Origin of the sequence: Phaeobacter cretensis (genome assembly GCF_047372505.1) — a bacterium.
GTDB classification, from domain to species: domain Bacteria; phylum Pseudomonadota; class Alphaproteobacteria; order Rhodobacterales; family Rhodobacteraceae; genus Phaeobacter; species Phaeobacter cretensis.
On sequence record NZ_JBKBEU010000001.1, the window covers coordinates 2465346 to 2492101 of the forward strand.

The 26756-nt window shown below is 56.7% G+C and carries 29 protein-coding genes; 16 read left to right on the plus strand and 13 right to left on the minus strand.

Annotation, left to right across the window (positions count from 1 at the left end; translation table 11 throughout):
* Positions 1-24: 24 nt before the first annotated feature.
* From ACEWZM_RS11755 to ACEWZM_RS11775, 5 genes are all read right to left on the minus strand, one after another.
* On the minus strand, positions 25-498 hold the full coding sequence (locus ACEWZM_RS11755) for a YHS domain-containing (seleno)protein (protein WP_414006603.1): 474 nt from the start codon (positions 496-498) through the stop codon (positions 25-27).
* A 279-nt stretch (positions 499-777) separates the two neighbouring features.
* Positions 778-1383, minus strand: coding sequence for a glycerol-3-phosphate 1-O-acyltransferase PlsY (gene plsY, locus ACEWZM_RS11760; RefSeq protein WP_414006604.1), 606 nt, complete (start codon positions 1381-1383; stop codon positions 778-780).
* Entirely contained in the window at positions 1383-2693 is a 1311-nt protein-coding gene (pyrC, locus tag ACEWZM_RS11765; RefSeq protein ID WP_414006605.1) for a dihydroorotase, read from the minus strand. Before pyrC ends, plsY begins: the two co-directional genes overlap by 1 nt.
* 204 nt (positions 2694-2897) lie before the next feature.
* Positions 2898-3404, minus strand: coding sequence for a hypothetical protein (locus tag ACEWZM_RS11770; protein WP_414006606.1), 507 nt, complete (start codon positions 3402-3404; stop codon positions 2898-2900).
* A 54-nt stretch (positions 3405-3458) separates the two neighbouring features.
* On the minus strand, positions 3459-4454 hold the full coding sequence (locus tag ACEWZM_RS11775) for an aspartate carbamoyltransferase catalytic subunit (RefSeq protein ID WP_414006607.1): 996 nt from the start codon (positions 4452-4454) through the stop codon (positions 3459-3461).
* A 155-nt stretch (positions 4455-4609) separates the two neighbouring features.
* Between ACEWZM_RS11775 and ACEWZM_RS11780 the strand changes: the two genes are divergently transcribed.
* The 4 genes from ACEWZM_RS11780 to ACEWZM_RS11795 all read left to right on the plus strand — a co-directional run bounded on the left by ACEWZM_RS11780 (position 4610) and on the right by ACEWZM_RS11795 (position 11006).
* Positions 4610-5365 carry a uracil-DNA glycosylase gene (locus tag ACEWZM_RS11780; RefSeq protein WP_414006608.1) on the plus strand — a complete coding sequence of 252 codons (756 nt, stop codon included), beginning with the start codon at positions 4610-4612 and terminating at the stop codon, positions 5363-5365.
* A gap of 81 nt (positions 5366-5446) precedes the next feature.
* Positions 5447-5989 carry a molybdenum cofactor biosynthesis protein B gene (gene moaB, locus ACEWZM_RS11785; RefSeq protein ID WP_414006609.1) on the plus strand — a complete coding sequence of 181 codons (543 nt, stop codon included), beginning with the start codon at positions 5447-5449 and terminating at the stop codon, positions 5987-5989.
* Positions 5990-6126: 137 nt separating this feature from the next.
* A complete protein-coding gene (locus ACEWZM_RS11790; protein WP_414006610.1) occupies positions 6127-7602 on the plus strand; it encodes an efflux RND transporter periplasmic adaptor subunit in 1476 nt (491 codons plus the stop codon).
* 5 nt (positions 7603-7607) lie between these two features.
* The gene (locus tag ACEWZM_RS11795; protein WP_414006611.1) at positions 7608-11006 is read left to right on the plus strand and encodes an efflux RND transporter permease subunit; all 3399 of its coding nucleotides are present in this window, start codon (positions 7608-7610) and stop codon (positions 11004-11006) included.
* 33 nt (positions 11007-11039) lie between these two features.
* Here the strand turns inward: ACEWZM_RS11795 and ACEWZM_RS11800 are convergent, their stop codons facing one another.
* Together ACEWZM_RS11800 and ACEWZM_RS11805 are read right to left on the minus strand one after the other, a co-directional pair.
* On the minus strand, positions 11040-11528 hold the full coding sequence (locus tag ACEWZM_RS11800; RefSeq protein ID WP_414006612.1) for an NUDIX hydrolase: 489 nt from the start codon (positions 11526-11528) through the stop codon (positions 11040-11042).
* A gap of 35 nt (positions 11529-11563) precedes the next feature.
* Positions 11564-12376 carry a protein-disulfide reductase DsbD domain-containing protein gene (locus tag ACEWZM_RS11805; protein WP_414008020.1) on the minus strand — a complete coding sequence of 271 codons (813 nt, stop codon included), beginning with the start codon at positions 12374-12376 and terminating at the stop codon, positions 11564-11566.
* 235 nt (positions 12377-12611) lie between these two features.
* Between ACEWZM_RS11805 and ACEWZM_RS11810 the strand changes: the two genes are divergently transcribed.
* Complete coding sequence (locus tag ACEWZM_RS11810) at positions 12612-13169, plus strand: YqgE/AlgH family protein (RefSeq protein WP_414006613.1); 558 nt, start codon at positions 12612-12614, stop codon at positions 13167-13169.
* Between the two features lie 33 nt (positions 13170-13202).
* Here the strand turns inward: ACEWZM_RS11810 and ACEWZM_RS11815 are convergent, their stop codons facing one another.
* A complete protein-coding gene (locus ACEWZM_RS11815; protein ID WP_414008021.1) occupies positions 13203-14150 on the minus strand; it encodes an L-threonylcarbamoyladenylate synthase in 948 nt (315 codons plus the stop codon).
* Between the two features lie 130 nt (positions 14151-14280).
* On the opposite strand from ACEWZM_RS11815, the gene ACEWZM_RS11820 reads away from it, so the two are divergent.
* The 6 genes from ACEWZM_RS11820 to ACEWZM_RS11845 all read left to right on the plus strand — a co-directional run bounded on the left by ACEWZM_RS11820 (position 14281) and on the right by ACEWZM_RS11845 (position 18992).
* On the plus strand, positions 14281-15987 hold the full coding sequence (locus ACEWZM_RS11820; protein WP_414006614.1) for an acyl-CoA dehydrogenase: 1707 nt from the start codon (positions 14281-14283) through the stop codon (positions 15985-15987).
* On the plus strand, positions 15984-17021 hold the full coding sequence (locus ACEWZM_RS11825) for an MBL fold metallo-hydrolase (protein ID WP_414006615.1): 1038 nt from the start codon (positions 15984-15986) through the stop codon (positions 17019-17021). The genes ACEWZM_RS11820 and ACEWZM_RS11825 overlap by 4 nt, the downstream gene beginning before the upstream one ends.
* A 24-nt stretch (positions 17022-17045) precedes the next feature.
* Positions 17046-17510, plus strand: coding sequence for a DUF6173 family protein (locus ACEWZM_RS11830; protein WP_414006616.1), 465 nt, complete (start codon positions 17046-17048; stop codon positions 17508-17510).
* A 106-nt stretch (positions 17511-17616) separates the two neighbouring features.
* Positions 17617-18093 carry a hypothetical protein gene (locus ACEWZM_RS11835; RefSeq protein WP_414006617.1) on the plus strand — a complete coding sequence of 159 codons (477 nt, stop codon included), beginning with the start codon at positions 17617-17619 and terminating at the stop codon, positions 18091-18093.
* An 88-nt stretch (positions 18094-18181) separates the two neighbouring features.
* Positions 18182-18316 (plus strand): aa3-type cytochrome c oxidase subunit IV, encoded by a 135-nt coding sequence (locus ACEWZM_RS11840; RefSeq protein ID WP_414006618.1) that lies wholly within the window; start codon positions 18182-18184, stop codon positions 18314-18316.
* 61 nt (positions 18317-18377) lie between these two features.
* Positions 18378-18992 (plus strand): hypothetical protein, encoded by a 615-nt coding sequence (locus tag ACEWZM_RS11845; protein ID WP_414008022.1) that lies wholly within the window; start codon positions 18378-18380, stop codon positions 18990-18992.
* A gap of 78 nt (positions 18993-19070) precedes the next feature.
* Here the strand turns inward: ACEWZM_RS11845 and ACEWZM_RS11850 are convergent, their stop codons facing one another.
* Together ACEWZM_RS11850 and ACEWZM_RS11855 are read right to left on the minus strand one after the other, a co-directional pair.
* Positions 19071-19406, minus strand: a complete 336-nt coding sequence (locus ACEWZM_RS11850) for an AzlD domain-containing protein (protein ID WP_414006619.1) — start codon at positions 19404-19406, stop codon at positions 19071-19073.
* Positions 19403-20128 (minus strand): AzlC family ABC transporter permease, encoded by a 726-nt coding sequence (locus ACEWZM_RS11855; protein ID WP_414006620.1) that lies wholly within the window; start codon positions 20126-20128, stop codon positions 19403-19405. The genes ACEWZM_RS11850 and ACEWZM_RS11855 overlap by 4 nt, the downstream gene beginning before the upstream one ends.
* A gap of 59 nt (positions 20129-20187) precedes the next feature.
* Between ACEWZM_RS11855 and ACEWZM_RS11860 the strand changes: the two genes are divergently transcribed.
* The 4 genes from ACEWZM_RS11860 to ACEWZM_RS11875 all read left to right on the plus strand — a co-directional run bounded on the left by ACEWZM_RS11860 (position 20188) and on the right by ACEWZM_RS11875 (position 23541).
* On the plus strand, positions 20188-21087 hold the full coding sequence (locus tag ACEWZM_RS11860) for a formate dehydrogenase accessory sulfurtransferase FdhD (RefSeq protein ID WP_414006621.1): 900 nt from the start codon (positions 20188-20190) through the stop codon (positions 21085-21087).
* Positions 21084-21719 (plus strand): molybdenum cofactor guanylyltransferase MobA, encoded by a 636-nt coding sequence (gene mobA, locus ACEWZM_RS11865; RefSeq protein WP_414006622.1) that lies wholly within the window; start codon positions 21084-21086, stop codon positions 21717-21719. The genes ACEWZM_RS11860 and mobA overlap by 4 nt, the downstream gene beginning before the upstream one ends.
* Positions 21719-22210 (plus strand): molybdopterin-guanine dinucleotide biosynthesis protein B, encoded by a 492-nt coding sequence (gene mobB, locus ACEWZM_RS11870; RefSeq protein WP_414006623.1) that lies wholly within the window; start codon positions 21719-21721, stop codon positions 22208-22210. The genes mobA and mobB overlap by 1 nt, the downstream gene beginning before the upstream one ends.
* 74 nt (positions 22211-22284) lie before the next feature.
* Positions 22285-23541 (plus strand): molybdopterin-binding protein, encoded by a 1257-nt coding sequence (locus ACEWZM_RS11875; protein ID WP_414006624.1) that lies wholly within the window; start codon positions 22285-22287, stop codon positions 23539-23541.
* Positions 23542-23565: 24 nt separating this feature from the next.
* Here ACEWZM_RS11875 and ACEWZM_RS11880 read toward each other — a convergent pair whose 3' ends face one another.
* The 3 genes from ACEWZM_RS11880 to ACEWZM_RS11890 form a co-directional block, all read right to left on the minus strand.
* Positions 23566-24594, minus strand: coding sequence for a hypothetical protein (locus tag ACEWZM_RS11880; protein ID WP_414006625.1), 1029 nt, complete (start codon positions 24592-24594; stop codon positions 23566-23568).
* Positions 24595-24707: 113 nt separating this feature from the next.
* Positions 24708-25178 carry a transcription elongation factor GreA gene (gene greA / locus ACEWZM_RS11885; protein ID WP_414006626.1) on the minus strand — a complete coding sequence of 157 codons (471 nt, stop codon included), beginning with the start codon at positions 25176-25178 and terminating at the stop codon, positions 24708-24710.
* A 519-nt stretch (positions 25179-25697) separates the two neighbouring features.
* Complete coding sequence (locus ACEWZM_RS11890; protein WP_414006627.1) at positions 25698-26081, minus strand: VOC family protein; 384 nt, start codon at positions 26079-26081, stop codon at positions 25698-25700.
* Between the two features lie 179 nt (positions 26082-26260).
* Here ACEWZM_RS11890 and soxR point away from each other — a divergent pair, with 179 nt between their 5' ends.
* A complete protein-coding gene (gene soxR, locus ACEWZM_RS11895) occupies positions 26261-26755 on the plus strand; it encodes a redox-sensitive transcriptional activator SoxR (RefSeq protein WP_414006628.1) in 495 nt (164 codons plus the stop codon).
* The last annotated feature ends 1 nt before the right edge of the window (position 26756 follow it).

The window sequence follows — 26756 nt, forward strand, 5'->3', positions numbered from 1 at the left end:
TTTCAGCAGCGTGCTACCGCTGGATTACTCCAGCAGCTTGGCAGGCGCGACCTCTTCGATATCTTCCCAGTTCACATCTGCTTTTTCGATGAAGCCAGGGATATCGGAAACCCAACGCTCCTGAATGTCTTTTGACAAGTTCAGGTACAGCACATCGTCAACGATTTTCCACTGGTTCGGGTCACCGTCGAATTTGAAGCCCATGGCGGCGCCAAAGGCACAGTAACCACCGTAGGCGGGAACATAGGCCTCTGGGCTGGCTTCAAACAGTTCTTTGTTTTCCTCAGTTGCGAACCAATATGTCGCGTCATCAAATGTGGAGGTCACTTTGTAGGAGCCTTTTGTGGGCTCACCTGCATTAAAATAGGCAACCGGATCGTAGCCCTGCATTGCTAGGCCAGTGGTGGACGCATTTACGTCAACGCCAGCTGCCAGCGCAGAGGTTGCCAAAGTAACGGAGAGGGCGATTCCGCCCAAGATGGATTTTACGGTGTTCATCGGTATGAACCTTTCGATTTGTCGGGTGTATCAGCACCCTGTGTTGGAACAATAAAGCAGTACGTCATCAAAATGCGGGTCGTTGAAATCGGACCTTTCTGGTCACGATACTGATATGGGAGACCTTTCGCTCACGTTCAAAACAACTCCTTTTGAATGTGTATTGGTGCACATAAATTCTGCGCAGACGCTGTGGCACATTCACGTGAACAAACAAAGCTCCCATCCTATGTGGATTGGAGCTTTGTTTTGAAACAGACGGTTACAGGAGTTGATTTTTTATTTTTGGCCAATCCTAGGCTCGTTACCCAAGCGAAGGCGCACAATATTATCCTTGTGACGCCACAGGATGAGCCCGGCCAAAACAGCAGACAGTAAAAATGTCATCGGTACCCCGAGCAACAAGCACCACAGTGGGGCAGATACTGCCGAAACTAGGGCTCCCATAGAGGAGATCTTGCTGAGATAGGCGGCTGCAAGCCAGGTCAGGCAGCAGGCGATACCCACCGGCCAAGCTAGCGCCAGCATCAGGCCAAGGAAGGTCGCCACACCCTTGCCACCCTGAAATTTTAACCAGATAGGGAAGCAATGTCCCAAAAACGCTGTAAGGCCGGCCAATTGTGCAGCATCCTCCCCCGCCAACATGCGAGCCAGAAAGACAGCCACTGCCCCCTTGCCGCCGTCCAGCAGTAGGGTCAAGGCCGCTGCTTTTTTTGATCCTGTCCGCAACACATTTGTTGTGCCGATATTGCCGGATCCGATGGTGCGCAGATTGCCAAGCCCCATGAGTCGGGTCAGCAACAGCCCAAATGGGATAGACCCAAGGCCATAGCCGATAATGGCCCAAAGCAACAAAAGCGGGGCAGCAGTCACAATAACGGGCATCAGTCTCTCCGGTAGACCGGTTCGCCGGCCACATAGGTTGCAAGTACCCTACCTTGCATGCGTTGGCCGTCAAAGGGGGTGTTCTGGGACTTTGACTGCAGTGCAAATCGATCCATGATAAAGGGTTGGTCTGCGTCAAACAGCACCAGATCCGCTGGTGCACCTGTAGCCAGACGACCGCAGCTCAAGCCCAGACGTCTTGCTGGGTTCAGCGACATAGCCCGAAATAGTGTCGGCAGATCCAATTGATCCGCATGATATAGCCGCAGTGCCGCGGGCAAGAGTGTCTCCAGCGCGACCGCACCTGCCGCAGCTTCTTCGAACGGCAGGCGCTTGCTTTCTTCGTCCTGGGGTGTGTGCATCGAGGAAATGGTATCGATCAACCCCTCACGAATTGCATCGATTAGCGCCAGGCGGTCGTCTTCTGATCGCAGCGGCGGCTTTACTTTGAAAAAGGTACGATAATCAGCGACGTCCAGCTCGTTCAGTGTCAAGTGGTGGATCGATGTGCCGGCGGTGATATCCAGGCCGTTGGCTTTGGCGCGTTGCAGCGCGGGCAGGGCACGGGCTGTGGTAATCTGATCCCCATGGTAGCGGGCGCCGGTCATCTCAAGCAATGCGATATCGCGGTCTAGACCCATGCGTTCCGCCATGGGCGTAACTGCTGGAAGCCCACGTAGAGTGGCGAATTTTCCGGATGTTGCTGCGGCACCTTTGCTCAATCCAGGTTCCTGCGGGTGCGCTATGATCAAGGCACCACAGCTGCGGGCGTAGGACAGCGCGCGAGAGAATACTTTGGTATCAGTGATCACGTGGTCGCAGTCAGAGAAGGCCACCGCGCCTGCGTCCATGAGGAAACCGATTTCGGCCATTTCACGACCCTCACGGCCTTTGGTGAGCGCCGCCATTGGCAGTACGTTTATAGCGGTATCGGCTTGCGCGCGGCGGGTAACGAATTCGAGTGTCTCCGGGCTGTCGATTGCGGGGGTGGTATCTGGACGTGTCACCATCGTGGTGACCCCGCCAGCTGCTGCTGCAAGGCCTGCGGATTTATAGCTTTCCTTGTGCCGCTCACCGGGTTCGCAGACTTTAACGCCAATATCGACAATGCCGGGTGCGAGGCATCGGCCGCTACAGTCGATGTGGGTGACATTCGCTGCCTCAATGTTTCTTGTGCGAAACAGTTGGTCAGGGTCAGTTACGGTTTTGTCGACCGCTGCTATGTGCCCGTTCTGGACCAAGACCGCGCCAAGGCTATCGGTGCCGGCTTCGGGGTCGATCAGTCGGGCGTTGGTGAACAATAGGGTCATGCGCTTTGACTTTCGAAGGGAGCAGACAGATTTGTTTTAATTGCGGTTGGGGGCGCCGATGGGCCAGGTGGATACTTGGTTAGGTGTTTTTGACCGTCATGTGTGACGATCTGTGTTGAACTTCCAAGCAGGCCAATAACGGCGTGCCAGGCGTGGCGGCGCCAAAAGGCCATTTTGTCAGGTGGAAAATGGGCTTCGTACATGTCAGGTCGCCAGCAATAGGACGGCAAGAAGTATCAGCGCCATCACAACTGCAAAGACCGTTGCCCCGATCCGCCGGGCACGCGAGCGTGCACTACGTGGTGAAGTGCGCGGGGAGGAATAGGGCTTGGCGCTCTCCGGGGTCTCGTCAGGGTTGCTGGGTAGGCTGGCCCAATCTGCACCAAGCTCGCCATAGTCGCCAATATGTTGGATTTGGCTGGCGGGGGTGAGCCGAGTTTCTTCGCCGCGCAATGCACGCGACCTTAGCAACAGCACATAACCTTCGATCGCCGATAGTCGCGCGATATCCCGGTTAAGCTGATCAGCCGAAATACCACAGCCGTCGCGCAGATAACCAACAAGTCCCAGATCTTCCAAGTCGCTTATCGGGAAGACCTCGACGTGATCGAGATCGATATCATCAATCCCCAAGACCTGTGCAAGTGCACCGGGTTCGCGTAGAAAACGCGCCTGCTCTGACCGCATATCGAGATCGAAAACGTGAATCATCCGCTGTTCACCTGCATCGATCGTCAGAGGCTGTGCTACCGGAGTCGCCACTGGCTAGCCCTGTCCCTGTTGGACAGCTGAGTGCTCACGGGCTGCACGCAGGTTTCGGGTCAAAAGATCCATCACCGCCATGCGTACAGCAACGCCCATTTCGACCTGTTCCTGGATCACCGAGCGATTGATATCATCTGCCAATGTCCCGTCAATTTCGACACCACGGTTCATCGGTCCCGGGTGCATTACAATGGCATCCGGTTTCGCGAGCGACAGCTTGTCAGCGTCCAGACCATACCGATGATAATATTCGCGTTCTGATGGGATGAAACCGCCATCCATACGCTCCTTTTGCAGGCGCAACATCATGACGACATCTACGTCTTTTAGGCCTTCACGCATGTCATCGTAGACCTCTGCGCCAAAGTCCGCGAAATGGCCGGGCACCAGTGTAGGTGGCCCAATCAAACGAATGCGGTTTTCCATTTTCCCCAAAAGGATCAAATTTGACCGGGCTACGCGTGAGTGCGCGACATCGCCGCATATGGCAATATTCAACCGGTGCAGACGCCCCTTTGCCCTGCGGATGGTCAATGCGTCCAGCAGTGCCTGGGTAGGATGTTCGTGGCGCCCATCACCGGCGTTCAGCACCGCACAGTTCACCTTTTGGGCCAACAGATCCACGGCACCGGAATGGGGATGTCGTACGACCAGTAAATCAGGGTGCATCGCGTTCAGCGTCATGGCCGTATCAATCAGGGTCTCACCCTTTTTGATCGAACTGGCTTGCATCGCCATGTTCATGACATCTGCCCCCAATCGCTTACCTGCAATTTCGAAGCTGGCCTGAGTGCGGGTCGAGTTTTCAAAAAACATGTTGATCTGGGTCAGTCCAGCCAGAGCAGTCGCGTGTTTTTCTGGACGGCGGTTCAGCTCGGCATAACTGTCGGCCAGATCCAGAATGGCAGTGATTTCATGCGGCTTCAGCGGTTCAATGCCCAGAAGGTGCCGTTGGGAAAAGGCCATCGGATCAAGTGACGAAGTTGCATTGGGCATGGACGGGCTCCGCGATGTTTGGCGCTCTTATAGCAGGGCTACCGCGTCCGGCAAGATCGGCCACAAGCGGAGGCAGACCTCCACGCAAATGGAGCGCAAAACACTGACATAAAGACAGGTGTTTTGCTCTGACGCCGGGCAGAGTAGTTTGGGTCATGGAATCGGCATTGGATTATCACGACGTTCGGGCGCTCTTGGCTTGGCAGATGGAACTGGGAGCAACCGATGCTATCGGTGACTTGCCGGTCAATCGGTATGAACTGCAGGCGCGACTGCCCAAGGCAGCGGCTACGCAAGCCCAACCGGCAAAGCCCAAAGAGATAGACCCGGTCGATGTTGCGCGGCAGATGGCCAGGGAAGCAAACACGCTCGAGACACTCTATAATGCGCTTGCCCAGTTTGAGCATTGCGATCTCAAAAAGGGTGCACGCAATCTGGTGTTCGCTGATGGCCACCCGGGTGCTCGTGTAATGGTGGTGGGAGAGGCTCCCGGCCGGGATGAGGATATAGCGGGCAAACCGTTTGTGGGTCGTGCCGGGCAATTGCTGGATCGGATGCTTGCCGCCATTGGGCTGTCGCGCAAGGATAGTGTCTATATTGCGAATGTATTGCCATGGCGGCCACCGCAAAACCGTGATCCATTGCCCGTGGAAATTGCCATGATGGCTCCATTTCTTGAACGGCATATCGCGCTAGCGGAGCCGGATATACTGATTGCTATGGGCAACATCAGCTGTGACGCTTTGCTGGGGAAACGCGGCATCAGCCGGATGCGCGGTACCTGGCACGAGGCGCAGGGCATGCCAGTAATGCCTATGTTCCATCCGGCCTATCTGCTTGGCCAGCCGTTGCAAAAACGTGCTGCTTGGTCTGATCTGTTGGCAATCAAGGCAAGGCTCGACGGGGTGTAGTACCCGCTTGGGCGGCAATGCGCAGCGCCCGGCATACATGGCGGCCGCAACTATGGAATTTTTGATGTAAGGGCTGCAACGTTGGCAAAACACGATGATACCCAGGACTTTATTCCCGTTCGCATTGCAGTGTTAACCGTTTCGGATAGCAGGTCTATTGACGAAGACCGCTCTGGTCAGGTGCTTGTCGACCGGTTGGAGGCTGCGAGGCATCAGTTGGCAGATCGCAAAATCCTGCCCGATGAGCGCGTAGAGATTGCTGATCAGTTGCGCGCATGGGTTTCGGATGCTGCGATCGATGTGGTGATTTCGACCGGTGGGACGGGTTTGACCGGCCGCGATGTAACGGTCGAGGCGCACCGGGATGTTTATGAGAAGGAAATTGATGCCTTCGGTACTGTTTTCACAATCGTTTCGATGCAGAAGATCGGCACCTCAGCGGTGCAGTCGCGTGCAACGGGCGGGGTGGCTGGTGGGACCTACCTCTTCGCGCTGCCCGGCAGTCCGGGTGCTTGCAAAGATGCCTGGGATGAAATTCTCGTGAAGCAACTCGACTATCGGCACCGTCCCTGCAATTTTGTGGAAATCATGCCTCGACTTGATGAACATTTGCGCCGGAAGTGAGACGGAATTGATCCGCGACTGCGTGTAACCTCGTATAGCTTAGTGCAAACTGGTAACCTTGAGGCCTGATGGTGGTTGTTTTTCAGCGACGTGCCAGGCTTCAAAGCCAGTTCGTTTGGCTGATTGAAGGATAGAGAATGCGCTTTTTGCGGCAAACGGTGATTGGGGTTTTTATGGCAACGCTGACGGCGGCGCTGCTCCTATTGGCCGTCCAAATGGTGATTTCCGCTGTGCAAAGCCGGATGGGAGAAGAACGCCGTACGCCGCCTGCCCGCGAACGGGTATTTGCCGTGAATGTTGAACGCGCAGAGCTCGGCCCAGTACAGCCAAGATTGACCGCATTTGGCAGGATTGAAAGCCGTCGCAGGCTGGAGCTGCGTACTGCTGCTGCCGGACGGGTGATTGATCTGGCACCGGGTTTCGAGGATGGCGGTACGGTCAAAGAGGGCGCGTTGCTGGTACAGATCGACCCTGCGGATGCCCAGGCAGCCTTGCGAAACGTGCAGGCAGATATGATGGATGCTGAAGCGGAAACTCGAGAGGCAAGGCGCGGGCTGGGGCTGGCGCAAGATGAGTTAGCGGCATCCGAGGATCAGTCCAAACTGCGTGCTCGGGCACTGGAACGACAGCAGAATTTGGAAAGTCGCGGCGTCGGCTCGGCTGCTACTGTTGAGGTCGCGGAATTGGCAGCAGCGCAAGCCCGGCAAGCGGTGATCTCGCGCAGGCAAGCGCTGTCATTGGCTGAGGCGCGAATTGATCAGGCTGCCACACGATTGGCGCGTGTGGAGATTGCGCTGGAAGACGCGCGCCGCAATCTTGACGATACAGCGATTACCGCTGGCTTCGATGGGATACTGCAATCGGTTAATCTGGTCGAGGGGCGGCTTGTTTCCGCAAATGAAAAGCTCGCCGATCTTGTGGACCCGGCACAGCTGGATGTGGCTTTTCGTGTTTCTACAGTACAGTACGCACGTCTATTGGACGCGGACGGACAGCTGTTGTCCGCCCCGGTTGAGGCTACGCTGGATGTCACCGGCGCTGCGCTGCAGGCGACAGGGGTGGCTATGCGCGCCAGCGGTGATGCGGGTGAAGGCCTAGCCGGGCGGTTGATCTATGCGCGATTGGATCCTGCCCCCGGATTTAAACCCGGCGATTTTGTTACAGTGCATTTAGAGGAACCGGTGCTGGAGCAGGTGGCACGGTTGCCAGCATCTGCGTACGGAACGGATGGTACGGTTTTGGTACTGGGCGAGGACGACCGCTTGCAGGAGTTGCCAGTCACGCTGGTGCGTCGGCAAGAGGATGATGTGTTGTTGCGTGGTGAGGCGCTGGAAGGGCGTGAAATTGTCACTGGACGGACGCCGCTTTTGGGTGCGGGGATAAAGGTACGTCCGCTGCGGCAGGGGGCAGAGATCACCGGCGAGATTGGCACGGTACCGGCAGGGGCGGAGTTGATCGAACTGACCGTGGATCAGCGGGCCAAGCTGGTAGCGATGGTCGAGCGGAACAGTGGCATGCCGGAAGCGGCCAAGGCACGCATGCTGGCGCAACTTGCCGAGGCGAAGGTGCCAGCTAGGCTGATTAACCGCATCGAAACCCGGATGGGGGGATAGGCGCGGTGCTGCGAAACCTACCCCAGTCAGCTGGCGGCGTTCTGAGCTATTTCACGCGCCATCGAACATTGTCGAATTTGCTTCTGGTGCTGCTACTGGTGGTGGGTGCGGCTGCGATCCCGAACATGCGGGCGCAGTTCTTTCCTGATGTGATTGTGGACCGCGTGTCAGTTTCCGTGGAATGGGCAGAGGCGGGGCCTGAGGATATCGACAGTGCCATTGTGCAGGCGTTGGAACCCGCCCTGCTCGCCGTAGATGGTGTCGAAAGTTCCAGTGCGACGTCGCGCGAAGGACGGGCGAGCATTTCTCTGGATTTTGAACCGGGCTGGGATATGGCGCTTGCAGCTGATGATGTGCAAAGCGCTGTTGATGGCGTCACCACTTTACCCGAGGAAGCCGAAGATCCGAACGTGCGCCGGGGAGCATGGCGCGACCGGGTCACCGATGTCGTAATCACGGGCCCGATTGCGCCCCGACAGTTGGGGCTGTTTGCGGATGAGTTAGTCACGCGCTTGTTTGAAGTCGGGGTCACTCGCACCACGATCCGGGGTGTTGCAGCACCGAAAACCACGATCGAGGTGCCGTCATCCAGTTTGATTGCACATGATATCGCGATGACAGACATCGCCGCCGCAATTGCCGCTGAGGTTGACGCCAATCCGGCAGGAGATGTCAGCGGTGCAAATGCCCGCATCCGCACCGGCAGCGAAAAACGTACACCGGAGGAGCTGGCTGGTATCGTACTGCGCACCAATGCCGATGGTTCGGCATTGACCGTGGGCGATATCGCAGAGATCCGGGTCGAGGGTGTTGACCGCAATCGCTCCTACTTTGTGGGTGAGAACCCGGCGATCTCGATCCGGATCGACAGATCTGATCAGGGTGATGCCATCGATATTCAGCATCAGGTTGAAGAAGTTGTAGAGACGCTGCAGGCTAGCCTGCCTGAAGGAGTGAGCGCTGATCTGATCCGCACTCGGGCGGAGGCCATTACTGGACGCTTGGATATCCTCGTGGACAACGGGTTGATGGGGCTGGGATTGGTGTTGGCACTGTTGTTCCTGTTTCTGAACGCTCGCATAGCCTTTTGGGTCGCAGCGGGTATCCCGGCGGCGATGTTTGCCGCAGTCGCGTTCATGTATATGGCGGGTCTTACCATCAATATGATCAGCCTTTTTGGTCTGATCATTACGCTAGGCATTGTGGTGGATGACGCGATTGTGGTGGGGGAACATGCCGATTTCCGTGCGCGGCGTTTGGGCGAGCATCCCGTAGCAGCGGCTGAAAACGCCGCGCGCCGCATGGCGATGCCAGTATTCGCAGCCACATTGACGACGGTTATCGCGTTTTTCGGGCTGGTGTCGATCGGCGGCCGGTTCGGCGAGTTGATCCGCGACATCCCCCTCACAGTGATAGCGGTGCTTGCTGGGTCACTGATCGAGTGCTTCTTGATTTTGCCCAACCATTTGGCCCATGCACTGGCCCATAGCGCCAAAGAACACTGGTATGATCTACCCAACCGTGTGGTCAATCGCGGCTTTCGAAAGTTGCGCGACAGCCTGTTTCGTCCCTTGATGGGGCTGGTTGTGCAGGCCCGCTATGTGGTGCTGGCAGGGGCTGTGGTGATCCTGGCCAGCCAGTTGGCATTGTTCATCGGAGGTGACGTTAAATGGCGGTTTTTCAATGCGCCTGAGCGCGGATCGGTAACCGGTAATTTTGCTATGGCGGAGGGGGCCACTCGCGCCGATACCTTGGAAATGATGCGCGAGATGCAGCGCGCTGTTGCTGCGCTGGGCATGGAATACCAAAGTCGTTTTGGTCGAGACCCCATCGATTTTGTCATGGCTGAGATTGGTGGCAACGCCGGACGTGGGCTGGCGGGTGTTGATACAAAGAACAGCGATCTGCTCGGAGGGATTTCGATTGAATTGATTGATGCGGATCTGCGCCCCTATTCTAGCTTTGCCTTTGTCGCAGAGCTACAGGAGGCTGTTAAACGCCATCCGTTGACTGAGACAGTATCATTCCGTGGGTGGCGGTCGGGTCCAGGTGGCGATGCGATGGACGTTCAGTTCAGCGAAGCAGCGGTCGAGGTGTTGAAAGCCGCATCAGAAGATCTTAAGACGGCGGTCCTGCGTTACCCTGAGGTTTCAGCGGTCGAAGATAATCTGGCCTATGACAAGGAAGAATTGGTACTCGAGCTTACAGCGCAGGGGCGGGCTTTAGAATTCACGGTTGAAACGCTGGGCCGTGCTCTGCGGGCGCGCCTGAACGGGATTGAGGCCGCGACTTACCCTGATGGTCCGCGCAGTGCGGAAATCCGTGTGGAGCTTCCGGAAGGAGAGCTGACCGCCGATTTTCTTGAGCGTACGCTCATGCGCAGTCCGGCGGGTGTCTATCTGCCATTGGCCGACATTGTCTCTGTCACACAGCGCACCGGTTTTTCTACCGTACGACGTGAAAACGGTGTTCGGGTGATCAGCGTGACTGGCGATATTTCGGAGGATAATCCGGAGCGCGCACAAACTATCGCCACCGCGCTGGAGGAGGAGATCCTGCCCAAAATCGCGAGCGAGAGGCAGGTAAATTGGCAACTTTCTGGGCTGAGCGAGCAAGAAAACGAGTTTCTGAATGACGCCAGAACGGGTTTGATCCTATGCCTGACGGGAATCTATCTGGTGTTGTCGTGGATCTTTGCCAGCTGGACACGGCCCCTGGTGGTGATGGCAATCATTCCCTTTGGTCTCGTTGGGACAATCTGGGGCCACTATCTGTGGGAAGTGCCGTTGTCGATGTTCACGGTTGTAGGACTGCTGGGGATGACCGGGATAATTATAAATGATTCCATCGTACTCGTGACTACTATCGATGAATACGCAGAAGAGCGCGGCTTGGGACCGTCGATTATCGACGCGGCAGCCGACCGGTTGCGGCCGGTTATGCTAACCACTTTGACCACAGTTCTGGGCCTCGCACCTCTGATGTATGAAAGCTCGCAGCAGGCGCAGTTTTTGAAGCCGACCGTGATCACGTTGGTTTACGGCCTCGGCTTTGGGATGTTTCTAGTGCTTCTGGTGGTACCGGCGTTGGTTGCAGTGCAGGCAGATATCGCCCGACCCTTTGCGGCATTGCGACGCGGTTTGAAACCGCGCGCCGGTGATTTGCGCTGGCTTACTCTGGGGCTTGGTGCAGCGCAGTTGATGTGGTTGGCGGCGACACTTGGCTATGCGATGGCTGTCGGGGCATTGCATCCTGTGCTGAGGGCGTCGGCGCCGGGGCTGGCAGATATGGATCCGGTACGCGCTGCAGGTCTTCTGTTCCTGTTGGGTGCCGCCACATTGAGTATTCTGGGTTACATCAGTGGGCGGTTGGTTGGCGGGCGCAGGGCTAGCCTACCAAGGTGAGCGGACGCAACGGCCACCGCACCTGTTAATCGATCAAGTAGATTGCCTGTGCATCTGTTTTTGAGCAAGGGCGGCGACCTCAGCGACCTGATCTATCAGCATACGATCTGGCGTATTGCCAAAACCCGCAGTGAGATCGGCTACCGCCACCCATTCCGCCTGTAGGGCATCATCATCTGGTGTCGGCTGACCGGATATATAGTCACAAAGCACTGCGATGAGCAGATACTGTCGCTGCACTACACCAGCATCATCGCGCAGCATAACATCGACATGGGTCAGAACCTCGCGTGGTGCCGTGATGACGCCCGTCTCTTCCTCCAACTCTCGTGCGGCAGCCTGCATCGCGGTCTCGCCCAGTTCAACATGGCCCCCGGGAAATCCCCACCAACCGGCATTGGGTGGTGATTTACGTTGAACCAAGATCACCTGATCGCCGCCACTCCGAGGATGGCAGACAACGGCGAGTGCGCCCAGTACCGGGCGGCGAGGTAGAACGGTATGAGTTGGGGTGTTGGCCATAACATATGTGTCCAGTCTGTCAGACAATCCACATGTTAGTGCCGGTTGCAGCCCTGAATGTCTACTGCATGGTTGCGCCCCAGTACTGTGAAACGCATCTGTGATCGATCAACGGCAAATGCGCTGCCGTCGGCTGATATGATCTCGGTCTTTGCTATCAGTTCGCGCCCCTGCCGTGTAACAATGGTCTCGGTTGTGACCTGAGAGGGGGAACCGGGTTCGACCACCACAACCTCTTCACCACCGGCGCTTGGCATGGCTATCCTTGCGACCAGTTCCATGCCATAGCGGCTAGGTTTGATCGCACAGGTTGCAGCCTTAACGCCTGCCTCTTTGGCTGACCAAGGACGATCTGCAAGTGCGGCTACAATAACCGGATTGCGGCGGCTATCAGGTTGCAGTGCTTGATCGAAGCGCAGCTCTGACGGGATGCAGACATCTTTGCAGACACCCAGCTCCATCCGTCCCTTCAGTCGCAGGGGTTGGTTTGGCTTCGCTGGTGTGATCTCAACCGGGAGCACTAGTTGGTTATGGTAGCCGATAGTGCGATATCCGGAGGTCAGGAAAACTTCGGGCGTGGGCCAGCGGATTTCAATCGAGCCGACATTGCGAGATCCCTTCCAGCTGAACCTTGGAGGGATCCCTGCATCGCCGGGCGCACGCCAATAGGTTTTCCAGCCATCTGCCAGTGTCAGGCGCAGCGCACCGATATGCGTGCCGCTCCGGGTGGTGCCGCCGTCCAGGACCTCGATCTGTACAATATCGGACATCTGTTCTGCAGGCGCTTCAGTCGGCAAAGCGAAAAGGGCGAGTGCCGCGCAGCCCCCTTTGGCTACTGCCTTGGCCATAGTGTTCAGAAACGCCAGTGGCGTTGCGAAAGTGGAGAGAGTGGGGCGCGCTATCATACCCAACTAAATGCGCATTTTCGCATGAAATGCCAAGTCACGTTCAGGTCAGAAGCAGTGACTGGGTTGTTTGGTGCGGCTTGGCCTTGAACCTCTGCTTGAGGGTGGCCATTGTGATAGGACAGGCACAACATGCGGCAACGTGCGATGGCAGCTACAAGAAGGACGACAGGTGCATATGGATCTTACCGGCGAACTGCTGATTGCGATGCCTGGCATTGGTGACCCACGGTTCGAACACTCGCTGATCTTACTGTGTTCGCATGAAGATGACGGCGCGATGGGGTTGATTGTGAACAAGCCTGCAACAGGCGTCGATTTATCCAATCTCCTGGAACAATTGGAGATTACTCCGCGTAGTGCGGAGGACGCGGCGCTACCAGTGCGCTTTGGCGGTCCGGTTGAGACCCAGCGTGGCTTTGTGCTGCATTCTCCTGAGTATGAATCCAATGTCAGCTCGCTGCAGGTGTCCGATATATTTTCGATGACGGCGACCGTGGATGTGCTTGAGGACATTGCCATGGGCCGAGGACCGACGCAGGTGCTGGTGATGTTGGGCTATGCGGGTTGGGGGCCTGGGCAGCTGGAGAGCGAGATTGCTAGCAATGGCTGGCTGACCGCCCCTGCTACGCCCGAAGTGGTGTTCGAGCAGGAGGATACTACGAAATGGGAGGCCGCGTTACGGTCTCTGGGCGTTGACCCGCTTACGCTATCCACCAGTGCAGGCCGCGCTTAAGCGAACGACTTCTGATTACAAAAAAAGCGATGACTAGCGCGGCGCAGCAGCGCGGCGCAAGCGGTCGTTGATGGCTACGCCCAGACCGATTTCGGGAATGGGGGCGACGGCTATGGGATATGCCTTGGTATCGAGCTTGTGTAAATGCCCAAAGAGTTTCGCTGCGGCCTCTTGCAGATCTCCGCTAACAGAGAGATTGAGATCGCACTCCATTGCGCCGAAACCGAGGTAAAGCTCTGCTTTCTTGGGATTGGTGACATTCAGACGTACGCCGGCCTGCGGTGCGTAATGTGACATCAGTTGCCCCGGAGCGGTCAGCGGGTCGCTGGCATCGCGCTGCTTTAGAGTGTGGCCTAGGACGACCTCGATCTCCTCTGACGCCAGTCCACCTGGGCGCAATAGAAGGGGCGTATCAGTCGCAAGGCCAACGATAGTGGATTCAACGCCCACACCACAGGGGCCGTCATCCACAATTGCGGCGATACGTCCGTTCAAGCCCGCGACCACATGCGCTGCGGTCGTTGGGCTGATCTTGCCAGACGGGTTGGCTGATGGGGCGGCCACTGGGCCGTTCAATGCTGATAGGAGCGCGCGGGCAGCTGGATGGGCGGGCACACGGATGCCAAGCGTATTGAGCCCAGCAGTGACCAGAGGTGAGATGCCGTGATCTTCTCGCAAGGGGAGAACCAGCGTAAGAGGGCCGGGCCAGAAGGCTTCGGCCAGTTTGCTGGCAGCGTCGCACCAGACCACATATTTCTGGGCTGCCTCGGCAGAGTGAATATGGGCGATTAGCGGGTTGAAACTGGGGCGCCCTTTGGCTGCATAGATTGCTTCAACGGCGTCGTTTTGACGAGCATCAGCGCCAAGCCCATAGACGGTTTCAGTAGGAAAAGCGACCAGCTGGCCGCTGCGCAAAGTGTCGGCAGCAGTGCTGATATCCTGCGGTCGCGCGGTCAGGATGCGGGTAGAAGGGCTGGACATGGCGGGTGACGCGGCGTTTTGGTTGCTTGAAAAAGGGGGCCGGTTAGGTAATCGGGCAAGACGTTTAACATAAGGGTTTAGGGCAATGATGCCAAGGCTGTCCTGACCTGCTCTCTGAAAGAGGCCAGACATGACCTTCCGTGCCCCGGTTCCCGAGTATCAGTTTTTTCTTGAGCATATTATCGGTTTTGATGAAATCGCAGCTACCGAACGCTTTGGTGAGGCCAGCAATGATGTTGTAACGGCGATTCTAACCGAAGCAGGAAAGTTCTGCGACGAGGTTATGGCCCCTTTGAACCGTGGAGGAGATCTACAGCCAGCGCATCTTGAAAACGGCGTCTTACGGACGTCGCCGGGATATGCCGCCGGATGGCAGGCGATTTCCGAAGGCGGCTGGATTGGGATGAGTGCATCCGAGGAATTCGGCGGTATGGGTCTACCCATGACCTTGACCACCGCGGTGAATGAGATGATGTCAGGTGCCTGCCTGTCTCTGCAGCTGGCTCCACTAATGAGCCAAGGTCAGATCGAGGCGCTGGAATTCCATGCAAGTGATGAGATCAAGGCGCTGTATCTGCCGAAACTTATTTCGGGGGAATGGTCTGGGACCATGAACCTAACAGAGCCACAGGCAGGATCGGATGTAGGTGCGCTGAGCTCGAAAGCTGAGCCACTTGATAATGGTGCCTATGAGATCAGTGGTCAGAAGATCTATATCTCTTGGGGAGACAATGATTTTGCGAGTAACGTCTGTCATCTTGTCTTGGCACGCCTGCCGGATGCCGCATCCGGTACTAAGGGGGTCTCTCTTTTTCTGGTGCCTAAATTTCTCCCGGATGATGCGGGTAACCCCGGCAAGGCCAATACACTGAAGGTCGTCAGTCTGGAGCACAAGATGGGTCTGCACGGCTCACCGACCTGTGTGATGCAGTACGACAATGCTGTTGGCTGGATGGTCGGCAAGCCGGGCGGTGGTCTGGCTGCGATGTTTACCATGATGAACAACGCGCGCCTGGGTGTGGGCGGTCAGGGGGTCGGTATTGCCGGGGCGGCCTATCAAAAGGCGCTTGCTTATGCGCTGGAACGCAGGCAGGGCAAATCCGCCTCCGGAACGATCGTGGACCATGCTGATGTGCGGCGGATGCTGATGGAAATGAAAGCGGATCTTTTTGCAGCACGAGCCATCTTGTTGGCCTGTGCACAGGCGATCGATATGCAGACTGCCACCGGTGCACAGGATTGGGCCGCGCGCGCGGCGTTTTTAACACCTATCGCGAAGGTGTTTGGCACTGAAACCGGAATGCGTGTGTCGGAGACCGGGGTGCAAGTTCATGGCGGCATGGGCTTCGTTGAGGAAACCGGCGCGGCTCAGTTCTATCGTGATGTGCGCGTAACGGCGATCTACGAGGGAACCAATGGCATCCAGGCGATGGATCTGGTCGGCCGCAAAATGATGGATGGTGGCGATATGGCGCACCGTCTGATTGATGAAATAGAAGAACAAGCTGAGAGAGCACGCGCCACGCATCCCAATATGGCCGAGGCTGTCTGGCAGGCCTGCGAATCTTTGCGTGAGGCCACCGAATGGCTGACGGTGCAAGATAATATGAATGAGCGTTTTGCCGGGGCTGTGCCCTTCCTTCATGCTTTTGCCCGTGTGTTGGGTGGCCATTATCACCTAGCGGCTGCCATGGCGGATGTTGGTGGTGCGCGTGAAAAGCTGGCGCGGTTCTACATCAACCGGATGCTACCGGAACATGCGTCTTTGTTGGTTCATGCGCAGGCCGGAGCAGATGGTGCGCATGCGCTGACGCTTGACGAGTTGGCCGACGGATGACCAATCCGCGACCAGATTGCCCGTGGAGCGAGCCGCCCGCTGCGGGCGAGGCGATTGAGATTGGCGAAGGCGTCCTTTGGATGCGCTTGCCGCTGCCCATGAAGCTCGATCATGTGAATGTCTATGCGTTGGATGATGGTGATAGTTGGACCATCGTCGACACCGGGATGTCTTCAAATAAGACACGCCTTATCTGGGAAAAGCTGATTGCCGGTCCTTTGGCAGGCAAGCCGGTGACCCGCGTAGTCGTGACTCATCATCATCCTGATCACATTGGTAATGCGGGGTGGTTCCAGTCCGTTCATGGGGCCGAGCTGGTTACAACGCGCACGTCCTGGTTATTTGCAAGAATGCTAACGCTGGATGTGCAGGAAAGCTGGCCGGAGGAAACGCTGGCATTTTATCGCAGCGCCGGAATGGATCCTGCGGTATATGAGGCACGGGTGACGGAGCGGCCTTTCAATTTCTCCGATACAGTATTCCCGATGCCTTTGGGTTTTACCCGTATCAAACAGGGCGACGTGTTTCGTATGGGGGGGCGTGACTGGGATATCCATATTGGCAATGGCCACGCACCCGAACACGCTACATTCTGGAGCCGTGATGACAATCTTGTGATTACCGGCGACCAGATCCTATCTTCAATCAGTCCCAATATCGGCGTGTATGCGACCGAGCCGATGGCCGATCCGGTGGCTGAGTGGCTGGAGGCGTGTGAACGGCTAGCCCCACTGACGCGGCCCGATCAACTTGCATTGGGCGGGCATAAGCTACCGTTTCTTGGCTTGCCTCATCGTATGGCGCAACTGATCGACAATCACCATGGAGCGCTTGCGAGGTTGTTGGCGCATCTTGATGAGCCGTGCAGCGCGGCGGAGTGTTTTGCCCCGTTGTTCAAGCGTAAGATCGGGTCGGGGGAATACGGGCTTGCTTTGGTAGAGGCAGTGGCCCATGTAAATCATCTGTACCATTTGGGTCAGGTCGACCGCAGCCGTCGTGCAGACGGGGCCTGGCTCTACCAGCGCAAGGGGTGATTTTCCCCTGGGAAGGGAAAGAGCATGACGGATGAAATTGCAACCAGCGCCGAGGCGTTAGAGGCGGCTATCCTGCCCTGTGTTCATGAGGTCCACGCCGATCCTGACGTTTGTACCGGCATCGAAAAAGTGCCTGAGCCTATGCAAAAGCCGGTGGCCAACAAGAGTGCAGCGCGCTGGGCCTACGAGCGTCTGATCCTATACATCAAGAATTTCGAAGAGCAGCTAGATGGCGAACATGAGATCGCCATGGGATTCGCCGGCGGCGATGCAGGCGTCATGCGGATCGAAGGTATGGGCTATTACGATCCTGATATCATTACCTACTATGGCAGTGATTCCGGCGGTGCCCGCACCCAGTTGGTGCAACATGTTAGCCAGCTCAATGTAATGCTGCGCGCTTTGCCCAAACGTAACGAGACTGCCCCGGCCAATCGTATTGGGTTTCGTCTGGTGTCTGATCTTGAGAACGAAACAGCTGAATCCTAGTCGCTTGCGTTGCTTGAGCACTGCGGTTAGCGCTGCGCTACTTTGCAGTGTTGTCGCAGGCGCTCATGCAGAAGAGGAAGATGCGCCGACAGGGATCTGGGGGAGAGTGGAATACGCCGCTCACCAAGGTCTGGCGCAGGAAATAGTAGCAGCGAATGCTATGCCAGTGCCTTTCGTCACTGATGGGTGTAGCGGAGGGCTGTCGGCGATTTGGCGACAGATAACTGGCGACGGTAGTCTGGATGGTGGCCCGCCGTTTGAAGCCTGCTGTGTGGCGCACGATCGCCTCTATCACAACGCAGCAGGGATTGGCCGGAACACCAGAGAGCGCAGCGCGGCGACAGGTCACAGCGATGTGAATTTCGCTGCGGCCAGCCAACTTGCTCGGCTTGATGCTGATAGGGATCTGCGTCGCTGTGTAGAAACTAGGCTGATGGACCAGAGCTCGGTTGCAGCCCCCACAGCAACCACGGTTGCAGCGGTGATGTACCGCGCTGTGCGATTCGGCGGTGCGCCCTGCAGCGGCCTGAGTTGGCGTTGGGGCTATGGGTATCGCCCTTGTTACGCGGATTTCGCAAGGTGATTTGCTTGGGCTGCGCCGGATTGACGTGGTGACAGGGTCTAAGAAATCCAGTATTCAGCGAAAAACACACGCGAATTGGAATAGACACATGGCTGACCACAAGCACGGTTCGATGGATATCACCGTTCAGGAAAAAACCTACAATAGCTTTCTTAAGTTCACCACTCGGTTCTGCATCGCAACAGTGATCTTTGTGTTGTTTCTTGCGATTTTCGCGACCTGATCGTCCCGTGACCGGTTCTGATCTTAGCGGGCGTATTGGCGTCCGGCGCTTCGCGAAAGGCCTGCGATTTTCGGCCTTTGGCAGTGCGATTGCGGTGCTTGCTGCGTGCGCTGCCCAGCAGCAGCCCAACGCAGATGATGCCACATTGGCGCGCGTAGCCTATCGGCACGATGGCCCACCGGCGCTGACGCTATATACTATGATCAACAATCGGACCGGTAAGGGCGCGCATACATCACTTATGATCAACGCCTCGGAGCGGGTGATTTTTGACCCGGCCGGTTCATTCTATGCGGATGTCGTACCTGAGCGGGACGATGTGCTTTATGGGATCACACCCGGAGTCGAGAAGGCGTATCGTGGATCACATGCGCGCAGCACCCATCATGTGGTTGTTCAAAGGATCGAAGTGACGCCGGAACAAGCGCAACGCGCTTATCAGCTGGTCAAGGCCAATGGCCGTGTGCCGGGTGCGTTTTGTGCCAATGCTACCGGCTCAATCCTGAAACAGGTTCCTGGGTTTGCTTCCCTAAATGTGACTTTTTACCCAGGTAAATTGTCGGAACAATTCGGTGCTCTGCCGGGTGTTGCGACCAGCAGCTACCGCGAGAACGATAGCGCGGATCTGAAAGAGGGACTTGCAAAGAACAATGCGGTTCTGAATGCAGGTGGCTGATCCTCGAGTGCTTCTGCCGTTGATAGTCTAGTCAAAAGCCGCGGCATTGCCTGCGGCTTTTCTTTTTCTGGCGCGGAGCTAGTTTGAGAGCAGGAACAGAAGCAAGAACCCTGCCGCACCACTGCCCATCGCAATCAGCACATTCCGTGTCCAGTAGCCAAGCACGAAAACCGTTGTTGCGACCGCAAAATGTAGCAAGCTGGGAGTGCCATCCGTCGAGGTCGGCCAAACTACCAGTGGCGTTACCAGTGCAGGAATAATCGCGACAGCTGTATAGCGCAGATGACGCATCAACCATGGTGGCATGGTCCGCCCACCCATTAATCCAATAAAGGCAAACCGCAGGGCAAAGCTGCCTATCGCCAGACCGATGATGATAGTCCAGAGCAAAGTAGGGTCGGGGGATTGGGTCATGACCGCTCCTCCAAGGGCGTGCGTCGTTCCAGCCAGATCTCAGCCTGGGCGCCGGCCATCATGCCAATAAGGCCAGCGACGATCAGTCCGAGGTTATAGGGTAGAGCAGTGGCGGGTAGAGCAGTTACGACGGCGGCAAAGCAGGCGACTAGGTGAGCGGGCGTGCGCAACATAGGCCCTATCATGGCCAGAAACGCCAGCGGTAGCACAAAATCCAAGCCCCAGCTGTCTGGCACCTGAGCCCCCACAAGTGCACCGATAAAGGTGGCCAACATCCATCCGGGCGCAACGCAGCCATTGGTGCCAAAGAAATAGGCCATGCGCTGAGATAATGTCATCTGTGGGTAGGTTTCAAATTGAACAATAGACAGAGCATATGACTGATCAACTGTCAGATAAGCTGCACAAGCGCGCTGCCACAATGGTGCATCGCCCAGGTAAGGCGTCAGTGACGCGGAGTACATTGCTACCCTCAGGTTCACCGCAAGGGCTGAAATCAGGATAACTACCAAGGGCGCGTTTTCTTGCACCAGTTGTAGCGCCGTGAACTGAGCCGACCCGGCAAAGACCGACAGCGAGAAGACCATCGCCTCGGGGACAATCAGTCCGGCTTCGGCTGCAAGGACGCCGAATAACAGGCCAAATGGTCCCGAGACCAAAAGGAAAGGAGCGCCGTCGCGAAACCCCTTCCAAAAGGCAGATTTCGTGGTGGTGATTGCCATGATCAGGTCCTAGGTTATTGCTGAAATGGCATAAGCCCGACGGCGGAGGTTTGCAATTGATGGCGGCTGAAAGTAATTTTGACCTGGCGTCGGTATTGGCTGAATATATCGTCGCGCCCTCACCAGATAATGCGCGGCTGACGCGTGCGGTTCAGGGTGTCGATCATACGGGCGCGCCGACTGAGATTTCAGTTGTCGAGGAGCGACCTTTGACGATTTACCTGAACCGTCAGGAAATCGTGACTGCGATGACGATTGGCGACTATCCGGAGTATTTGGCGCTCGGTTTTCTGCGTAATCAGGGCATGTTGCACCCGAGTGATGAGATCACCGGAATTGACTATGATGAGGAGTTGGAAACCGTGGTCGTACGCACGGCGATCGAAACCTCCTATGAAGATAAGCTGCAGAAAAAGACCCGCACATCTGGTTGCGCGGTGGGCACGGTGTTTGGTGATATGATGGACGGTCTTGACGGTGTGAGGCTGCCACAGACGGCGGTCCGCAGTTCTTGGCTCTATGCGCTGGCACATAAGATAAACCGGACGCCTTCGCTCTACCTTGAGGCCGGGGCCATTCACGGCACGGTTCTATGTCAGGAAGATCGACCGTTGGTCTACATGGAGGATGTCGGTCGCCATAACGCCGTGGACAAAATCGCAGGCTGGATCCAAAGCACCGGCTCTGACGTATCTGATAAAATCCTCTATACCACTGGGCGGCTGACCTCCGAGATGGTGATCAAGACGGCAATGATGGGTATCCCGGCTCTGGTATCGCGGTCGGGTTTTACCGCCTGGGGGGTTGAGATTGCGCAGGAAGTTGGCCTGACGCTTATTGGGCGGATGCGAGGGCAGCGGTTTATTTGTTTGGCCGGTGACGAACGGCTGATCCGAGATGTGGACCCGGCCAAAGTACCGGCGGAACCACGGAAGCACAGACGAAAGAGCGCGGGATGAAGCGGACGTTGGGGGTTATTCTGGCCGGTGGCTTGGCCACTCGGATGGGTGGTGGCGACAAAGGGCGATTGCTGATTGGCGGGCGGAGCCTAATGACCCATGTGATTGATCGACTGTCACCGCAGGTCGCGCATATGGCACTCAACGCCAATGGCGATGCCGGAAGGTTCGATGATCTTGGGTTGCCGGTAATTCCGGACAGTATCGATGGGTTTGCAGGCCCTCTAGCAGGCGTTCTCGCGGGGTTGGACTGGGCAGCTGATAAGGGGGCTACAAGTATCGTAACCGTAGCTGCTGATTCGCCGTTTTTTCCATCGAATTTGACGGAGAGGTTAAAGCAAAGCGCTGACGGGCAGGTGCATCCACTGGTGTTGGCGACAACGCCGAAGACTGGTGAGGAACAGTTGAAATCCGGCGGCAAGGGCCGTGTGAACCGGCATCCGACATTTGGCCTTTGGCCGGTTGCGCTGCGCGATGACTTACGGGCGGCACTGGATGGGGGATTGCGGAAGGTTGTTGCATGGACGGACCTCCATGATGGCCGCGAAGCCTTGTTTGAAGCGGAGCCTTTTGACCCGTTTTTTAACATCAATACACCTGAAGATCTCGTACAGGCCGAGGCGTTGTTGTGATGAAGATTTACGGCATCACGGGCTGGAAGAACTGTGGTAAAACCGGATTGATGGAACGTTTGATTTCGGAATTCTGTCGGCGTGGGCTCAGCGTTTCGACTTTGAAACACGCACACCATTCTACGGATGTCGATCACCCAGGTACAGATAGTCATCGCCACCGCGAAGCTGGAGCTGCCGAGGTCATTTTGGCCTCGCCCAGCCGGGTTGCCATCATGCAAGAGTTGCGTGATACGCCTGAGCCTAGTTTTACGGAATTGCTTGCACGGCTGCGCCCAGTTGATCTGGTCTTGGTAGAAGGGTTCAAACGGGAATCTCACCCCAAGATTGAGGCCTATCGTACTGCTGCTGGTCAGTCTCTCATCGCACCGCAGGACACATCCATACGGGCTGTTGCGAGTGATATTCCGCTACACCTGGATCGCCCCGTTTTTGATTTAGATGCTACTGAGGTCATTGCGGATTTCATTGCGCAAGAGATCACCTTGTGAGCTTATGACAGAGTTGACCGTTTGTTGACCGTTAGTGTGCCCCAAAAGGGCTGCATACTAGGAGTGGACCAAATATGACCCTTACCCCGCCACCTTTGCGCAACGATTGCTTCGCCTTACCTGCAGGAGTGGATTGGACGCCGGTGGATGTCGCACTTGATCACCTGCGGCAAACACTAACGCCCGTAACGCTGTCTGAAGTTTTGCCATTGGGAGAATGTCTGGGGTGTGTGCTGGCCGAAGATGTTCACGCGGCGCGCAGCAATCCGCCGCAACCCAATACTGCTGTTGACGGCTATGGGTTTGCGGGACCGGTCGCCGACGGGCCTCAGATTATGGCTCTGGTCACCGGGCGTGCCGCTGCTGGGCAAGCCTATGATGGTGAGGTTCCGCATGGAACGGCCATTCGTATCCTGACGGGCGCGGCTCTGCCACAGGGCGTGGACACTGTAATCCTTGAAGAGGACGTTAGCAGTGATGGGGAAAAAATCGCGTTTCGCGGGCCGCTGAAGAAGGGGAGCAACACACGCAAAGCTGGCGAGGACGCTTGTGCAGGAGATTTGATCTTACCCAAGGGGCGGGTCATCACGCCGGCTGATCTCGCGCTGGCTTCTGCAACCGGACTGCCAGAGCTGCTGGTGCGGCAGCCATTGCGCATAGGCGTGCTATCGACCGGAGATGAGCTGGTCGAGTCCGGTATGCAAGCAGCAGCGGGGCAGATCTATGATGCCAATCGACCGATGTTGTTGGCACTGCTCACGCAGATGGGATTCGTGGCCATCGACCTTGGGAAGGCGGCTGATGATCGCACGGCATTGCGAGCGCATCTGGACAGTGCGGCGTCAAAGGTTGATGCGATCCTGACCAGTGGCGGAGCTTCGGCGGGCGATGAGGACCATATGTCAGCGCTATTGCGCGAAAGCGGGGCCATGCAACAATGGCGGATTGCACTTAAGCCGGGCAGACCGTTGGCTTTGGGGTTGTGGAAGGGGACACCGGTTTTTGGTTTGCCGGGAAACCCTGTGGCGGCCATGGTCTGTACATTGATTTTTGCACGACCAGCGATGGGGCTCATGGCCGGGGCAAGCTGGGCAGAACCTCAGGGATTTGATTTGCCCGCGGCTTTTGAGAAGCGCAAAAAACCTGGACGCCGGGAATATCTCCGTGCTCGTGTGCGAGATGGCAAGGTCGAGGTTTTCCAGTCCGAAGGCTCGGGCCGCGTTAGTTCGCTCAGCTGGGCGGAAGGATTGGTGGAGCTGGCGGACGGTGCTGGAGAAATCAAGCCCGGAGCACCAGTGCGTTTCATTCCCTACTCTAGCTTTAGACTGTAGAGCGGCAGTTTCGAAGGTAATCCCCTAGTCGAATGTTCCCGCAACGCGGCCCAGCAGCATGAAAGCACGTGCAGTGCGGGTTTCACCAAGTGATGAGATGTCGGAATCGGTGGCCTCTTCTTCGAACTCGGCCAACATCTGATCAAAGCGGCGTAGAAAATGATGTGCGGCATCGCGAAAGATCGGATCTTGCTTCATCCGTGCGGAGGTTAGTGCCAATGAGCTGCGGTCTCGCACTCCGCCGAGTGCTGCAACAGCCCGGCCACGGGTCCCCTGTGCGAACTGACGCCAAGTTTCTGGGCGAGCCATGTCGGGGCGAAGATCATCCATGTAGATGCCATCTTGGCTGAGTAAGGTCAGCACGTCTTGTGCAGCCTGAATAACTTGCGCGGCCTTGCGGTCCTGAAGTGCTTGACGCAGGGCTGCGAACCCTTCTTCATCCTCGGCGGTTTCCGGAAAGTTCAGTGCCCGTATCAACTGTGGTGAAGGCAACGGCGTCGCCAGATCTTCGGCTGGCGTGCCAAGTGCGAGCAGCCCCTGATCTGCGGCCTCGCCGCTATTGGTTGCCGGGGCCGCGACGCCCGGCATGGGTCGGTCCCGACGGCTTGTCTGAAAGGTCGCAAGTGCGGTTTCGGTTTTGCGCGTTGCAGCGGCGATTTCGTCCAGCTTGCGCGTGACCGAGGGTTCAGCGACTGATGCGGCCTGTTGGGCATGCATTATATATGCGTTGCGTATGCCATCGATGGCGGCGTGTAGTCGCTGCGATTCATCTCGCATAATCTGCGCAGATCGCAGTGCAACCGCACCAACCCAGATTAACAAAACAGGGAGGAGCACGGCGACGACGCGCAGTAAGATGTCGGGCCAGGTTGTCGCTGCGTCTGTTGCGGCGTCAGGCGTGGCGCCCAACACATAGATGGCGACGACCAACAGGAACCACAAAGCACAAAGCCCCAGTGCGGAGGCTTCAATCAGGCCAATAGCCGACCGGTCCGGCGGCGCATCTAGGGCGCTGGTCGGCGGTGTTGCAGCGGTGGCATTGGTACGGGTCATAACTGTTGCTCGGAAACAGAGGTTGGTTGGATAGGTTGGCTTAGGCCGCATGGTACGGCGGCTCGGAGGAATTGGCCCGATACCTGCAAAAGGTGCCGGGCCAACATCAAAGATCAGGCAAAGACGATCTTGAGGATTTCATAGGCGCGATCGCCACCGGGGGTGCGAACCTCGACGCTATCGCCTTCTTCTTTGCCAATCATGGCACGGGCAATTGGAGATTTGATGTTGAGGAGACCGGCTTCGATATTTGCTTCGTGCTCTCCGACAATCTGCCAAGTCTTTTCCTCGTCGGTGTCTTCATCAACGACGGTAACTTTAGCGCCAAATTTGATCGCGCCAGTTAGTTTCGCGGGATTGATCACATCCGCTAGTGACAAGATGCCTTCCAGCTCTTTGATGCGACCTTCGATGAAGGACTGCTTCTCGCGTGCGGAGTGATATTCGGCATTTTCCGACAAATCGCCGAGTTCGCGGGCTTCGGCAATAGCCTTGATGATGGCCGGGCGTTCTACCGATTTCAGGGTCTTCAGCTCAGCTTCTAGGGCGGCGTGACCCGTAGGGGTCATCGGGATCTTTTCCATGTCTGTGTCCAGATATCGTGTCAGGTTTGGCCACCGGCCGTGGCGGTTCGCGTCTATAGCAAAACCGGTTTGTTCCACTGCCACGCTGACAGAGGGACAAACCGGTTGTGTCTTATTTACCTGACCCAATCCTGCCGCCGAATGCAAGAGGGCGGCATAGGGTGTCCACAGCGATTTCGTGCCAACAGGCGGAAAACTCCACTTTTTTACGTCCACTCAGTTTAGGGAGCGGCATAAAGTGGGCCGCCCGTTTGCTAGATTTGGCGCAGTATTGCAGAGACCATTTGCTGTCAGGGAGTCTCCGGTAGCCTGGACGTCTTGCCTGAGACGCTGTGGCGGGGCACAGGCGGACGGGGATCGAGTCGTTGGAGCATCGCCAGCATAATACTGGACCAGATGCGTTTCCTTTTTTGCCCTAATCGGGCTGACACCTCTGTTCGCTGTGCCAATGTGAGATGGTGTTGTTCCGAATGCCTGGGTGGCAATACCGAACGCGGGCGGCTGCTGTGCCAAAGAAGATCAAGCATCATACTCTACCACCTCGAATTCGATGTCATTGTCATCGTTGAAGTAGAATCTGCGGCCAGGTTCATAATCCCCATGGTTTTTCGGTGTGAAGCCCGCATGCTTTACAGCGGCTTCGCAGGCTTCGATATCTGTAACCTCAACGGCCAGATGGTTGAGGCCGCCGGTAGAGGTGTAACTATCGGGGACTGGTTGTTGCTCCCCGGGTGGGCAGTACAGTGCCAGATAGCTGTCGGCACTCCCGACATGGATACTATATCCGCCAGAAATCGCGTTTCCCTGCCAGCGAATATGCCAGCCAAACACTTTGGTCATCCATGCTGCAGTCGCTTCGGGCGAGGTGACAGTGATATTGGCGTGTTCAAGGCGTGTGGTCATTTCTGTGCTCCTACATTTGCAAGTTTGATCGATATGAGTTACCGTAATTTCTTAACCTAACTTTAGGTCAAGCTTTTTCTTGAACTGTATTGCAGTAGGTTCTGTCGCAGGTAGAAATCCTCGCAGAATCCCTCCAATTGGGACCGTTAAACGGTGAAAAAATAGCAGGAGACGCAGGCATGGCGGTATCAGCAGGAGTTTCAATCGGTTATCTGGCTGAGCGGACGGGTCTCGCGGTCTCGGCAATTCGCTACTATGAGGCGCAGGGGCTTGTTGAACCCTGGCGCAACGCAGGTGGGCAGCGACGCTTTCACCGGGCGGATCTGCGACGATTGAGTTTCATCATGATCGCGCAAAAATTCGGTTTCTCGTTGCCTGAAATCCAAGGGTTCCTCAAAAGTCTTCCAGGAGGGCGAACGCCGACGAAAGCTGATTGGACAAAGCTGTCGACAGCCTTTCGCAGCCACTTGGACGCGCGAATCGAAACCTTGATGAAACTACGCGACGATCTTGATGGCTGCATTGGCTGCGGGTGTCTGTCACTGCCTAGTTGCAAACTTTATAATCCCGACGATGCTGCCGCTGCCAAAGGGCAAGGACCGCGCTATCTGATGGGTGATAAGGCCTCGGATACGGCGAAGGACGGGAATACTCTGTCAAATGACGGAAATTGAC

Coding starts and splice junctions, on each gene's coding strand:
- ACEWZM_RS11890 (WP_414006627.1), bottom strand. CDS start 26,081: ATGACCACACGCCTTGAACACGCCAATATCACTGTCACCTCGCCCGAA.
- ACEWZM_RS11840 (WP_414006618.1), top strand. CDS start 18,182: ATGGCTGACCACAAGCACGGTTCGATGGATATCACCGTTCAGGAAAAA.
- ACEWZM_RS11810 (WP_414006613.1), top strand. CDS start 12,612: ATGGATCTTACCGGCGAACTGCTGATTGCGATGCCTGGCATTGGTGAC.
- ACEWZM_RS11825 (WP_414006615.1), top strand. CDS start 15,984: ATGACCAATCCGCGACCAGATTGCCCGTGGAGCGAGCCGCCCGCTGCG.
- ACEWZM_RS11755 (WP_414006603.1), bottom strand. CDS start 498: ATGAACACCGTAAAATCCATCTTGGGCGGAATCGCCCTCTCCGTTACT.
- ACEWZM_RS11850 (WP_414006619.1), bottom strand. CDS start 19,406: ATGACCCAATCCCCCGACCCTACTTTGCTCTGGACTATCATCATCGGT.
- ACEWZM_RS11805 (WP_414008020.1), bottom strand. CDS start 12,376: ATGGCCAAGGCAGTAGCCAAAGGGGGCTGCGCGGCACTCGCCCTTTTC.
- ACEWZM_RS11770 (WP_414006606.1), bottom strand. CDS start 3,404: ATGATTCACGTTTTCGATCTCGATATGCGGTCAGAGCAGGCGCGTTTT.
- greA (WP_414006626.1), bottom strand. CDS start 25,178: ATGGAAAAGATCCCGATGACCCCTACGGGTCACGCCGCCCTAGAAGCT.
- ACEWZM_RS11860 (WP_414006621.1), top strand. CDS start 20,188: ATGGCGGCTGAAAGTAATTTTGACCTGGCGTCGGTATTGGCTGAATAT.
- ACEWZM_RS11790 (WP_414006610.1), top strand. CDS start 6,127: ATGCGCTTTTTGCGGCAAACGGTGATTGGGGTTTTTATGGCAACGCTG.
- ACEWZM_RS11780 (WP_414006608.1), top strand. CDS start 4,610: ATGGAATCGGCATTGGATTATCACGACGTTCGGGCGCTCTTGGCTTGG.
- soxR (WP_414006628.1), top strand. CDS start 26,261: ATGGCGGTATCAGCAGGAGTTTCAATCGGTTATCTGGCTGAGCGGACG.
- ACEWZM_RS11820 (WP_414006614.1), top strand. CDS start 14,281: ATGACCTTCCGTGCCCCGGTTCCCGAGTATCAGTTTTTTCTTGAGCAT.
- mobA (WP_414006622.1), top strand. CDS start 21,084: ATGAAGCGGACGTTGGGGGTTATTCTGGCCGGTGGCTTGGCCACTCGG.
- ACEWZM_RS11875 (WP_414006624.1), top strand. CDS start 22,285: ATGACCCTTACCCCGCCACCTTTGCGCAACGATTGCTTCGCCTTACCT.
- ACEWZM_RS11880 (WP_414006625.1), bottom strand. CDS start 24,594: ATGACCCGTACCAATGCCACCGCTGCAACACCGCCGACCAGCGCCCTA.
- mobB (WP_414006623.1), top strand. CDS start 21,719: ATGAAGATTTACGGCATCACGGGCTGGAAGAACTGTGGTAAAACCGGA.
- ACEWZM_RS11830 (WP_414006616.1), top strand. CDS start 17,046: ATGACGGATGAAATTGCAACCAGCGCCGAGGCGTTAGAGGCGGCTATC.
- ACEWZM_RS11855 (WP_414006620.1), bottom strand. CDS start 20,128: ATGGCAATCACCACCACGAAATCTGCCTTTTGGAAGGGGTTTCGCGAC.
- plsY (WP_414006604.1), bottom strand. CDS start 1,383: ATGCCCGTTATTGTGACTGCTGCCCCGCTTTTGTTGCTTTGGGCCATT.
- ACEWZM_RS11775 (WP_414006607.1), bottom strand. CDS start 4,454: ATGCCCAATGCAACTTCGTCACTTGATCCGATGGCCTTTTCCCAACGG.
- pyrC (WP_414006605.1), bottom strand. CDS start 2,693: ATGACCCTATTGTTCACCAACGCCCGACTGATCGACCCCGAAGCCGGC.
- ACEWZM_RS11800 (WP_414006612.1), bottom strand. CDS start 11,528: ATGGCCAACACCCCAACTCATACCGTTCTACCTCGCCGCCCGGTACTG.
- ACEWZM_RS11815 (WP_414008021.1), bottom strand. CDS start 14,150: ATGTCCAGCCCTTCTACCCGCATCCTGACCGCGCGACCGCAGGATATC.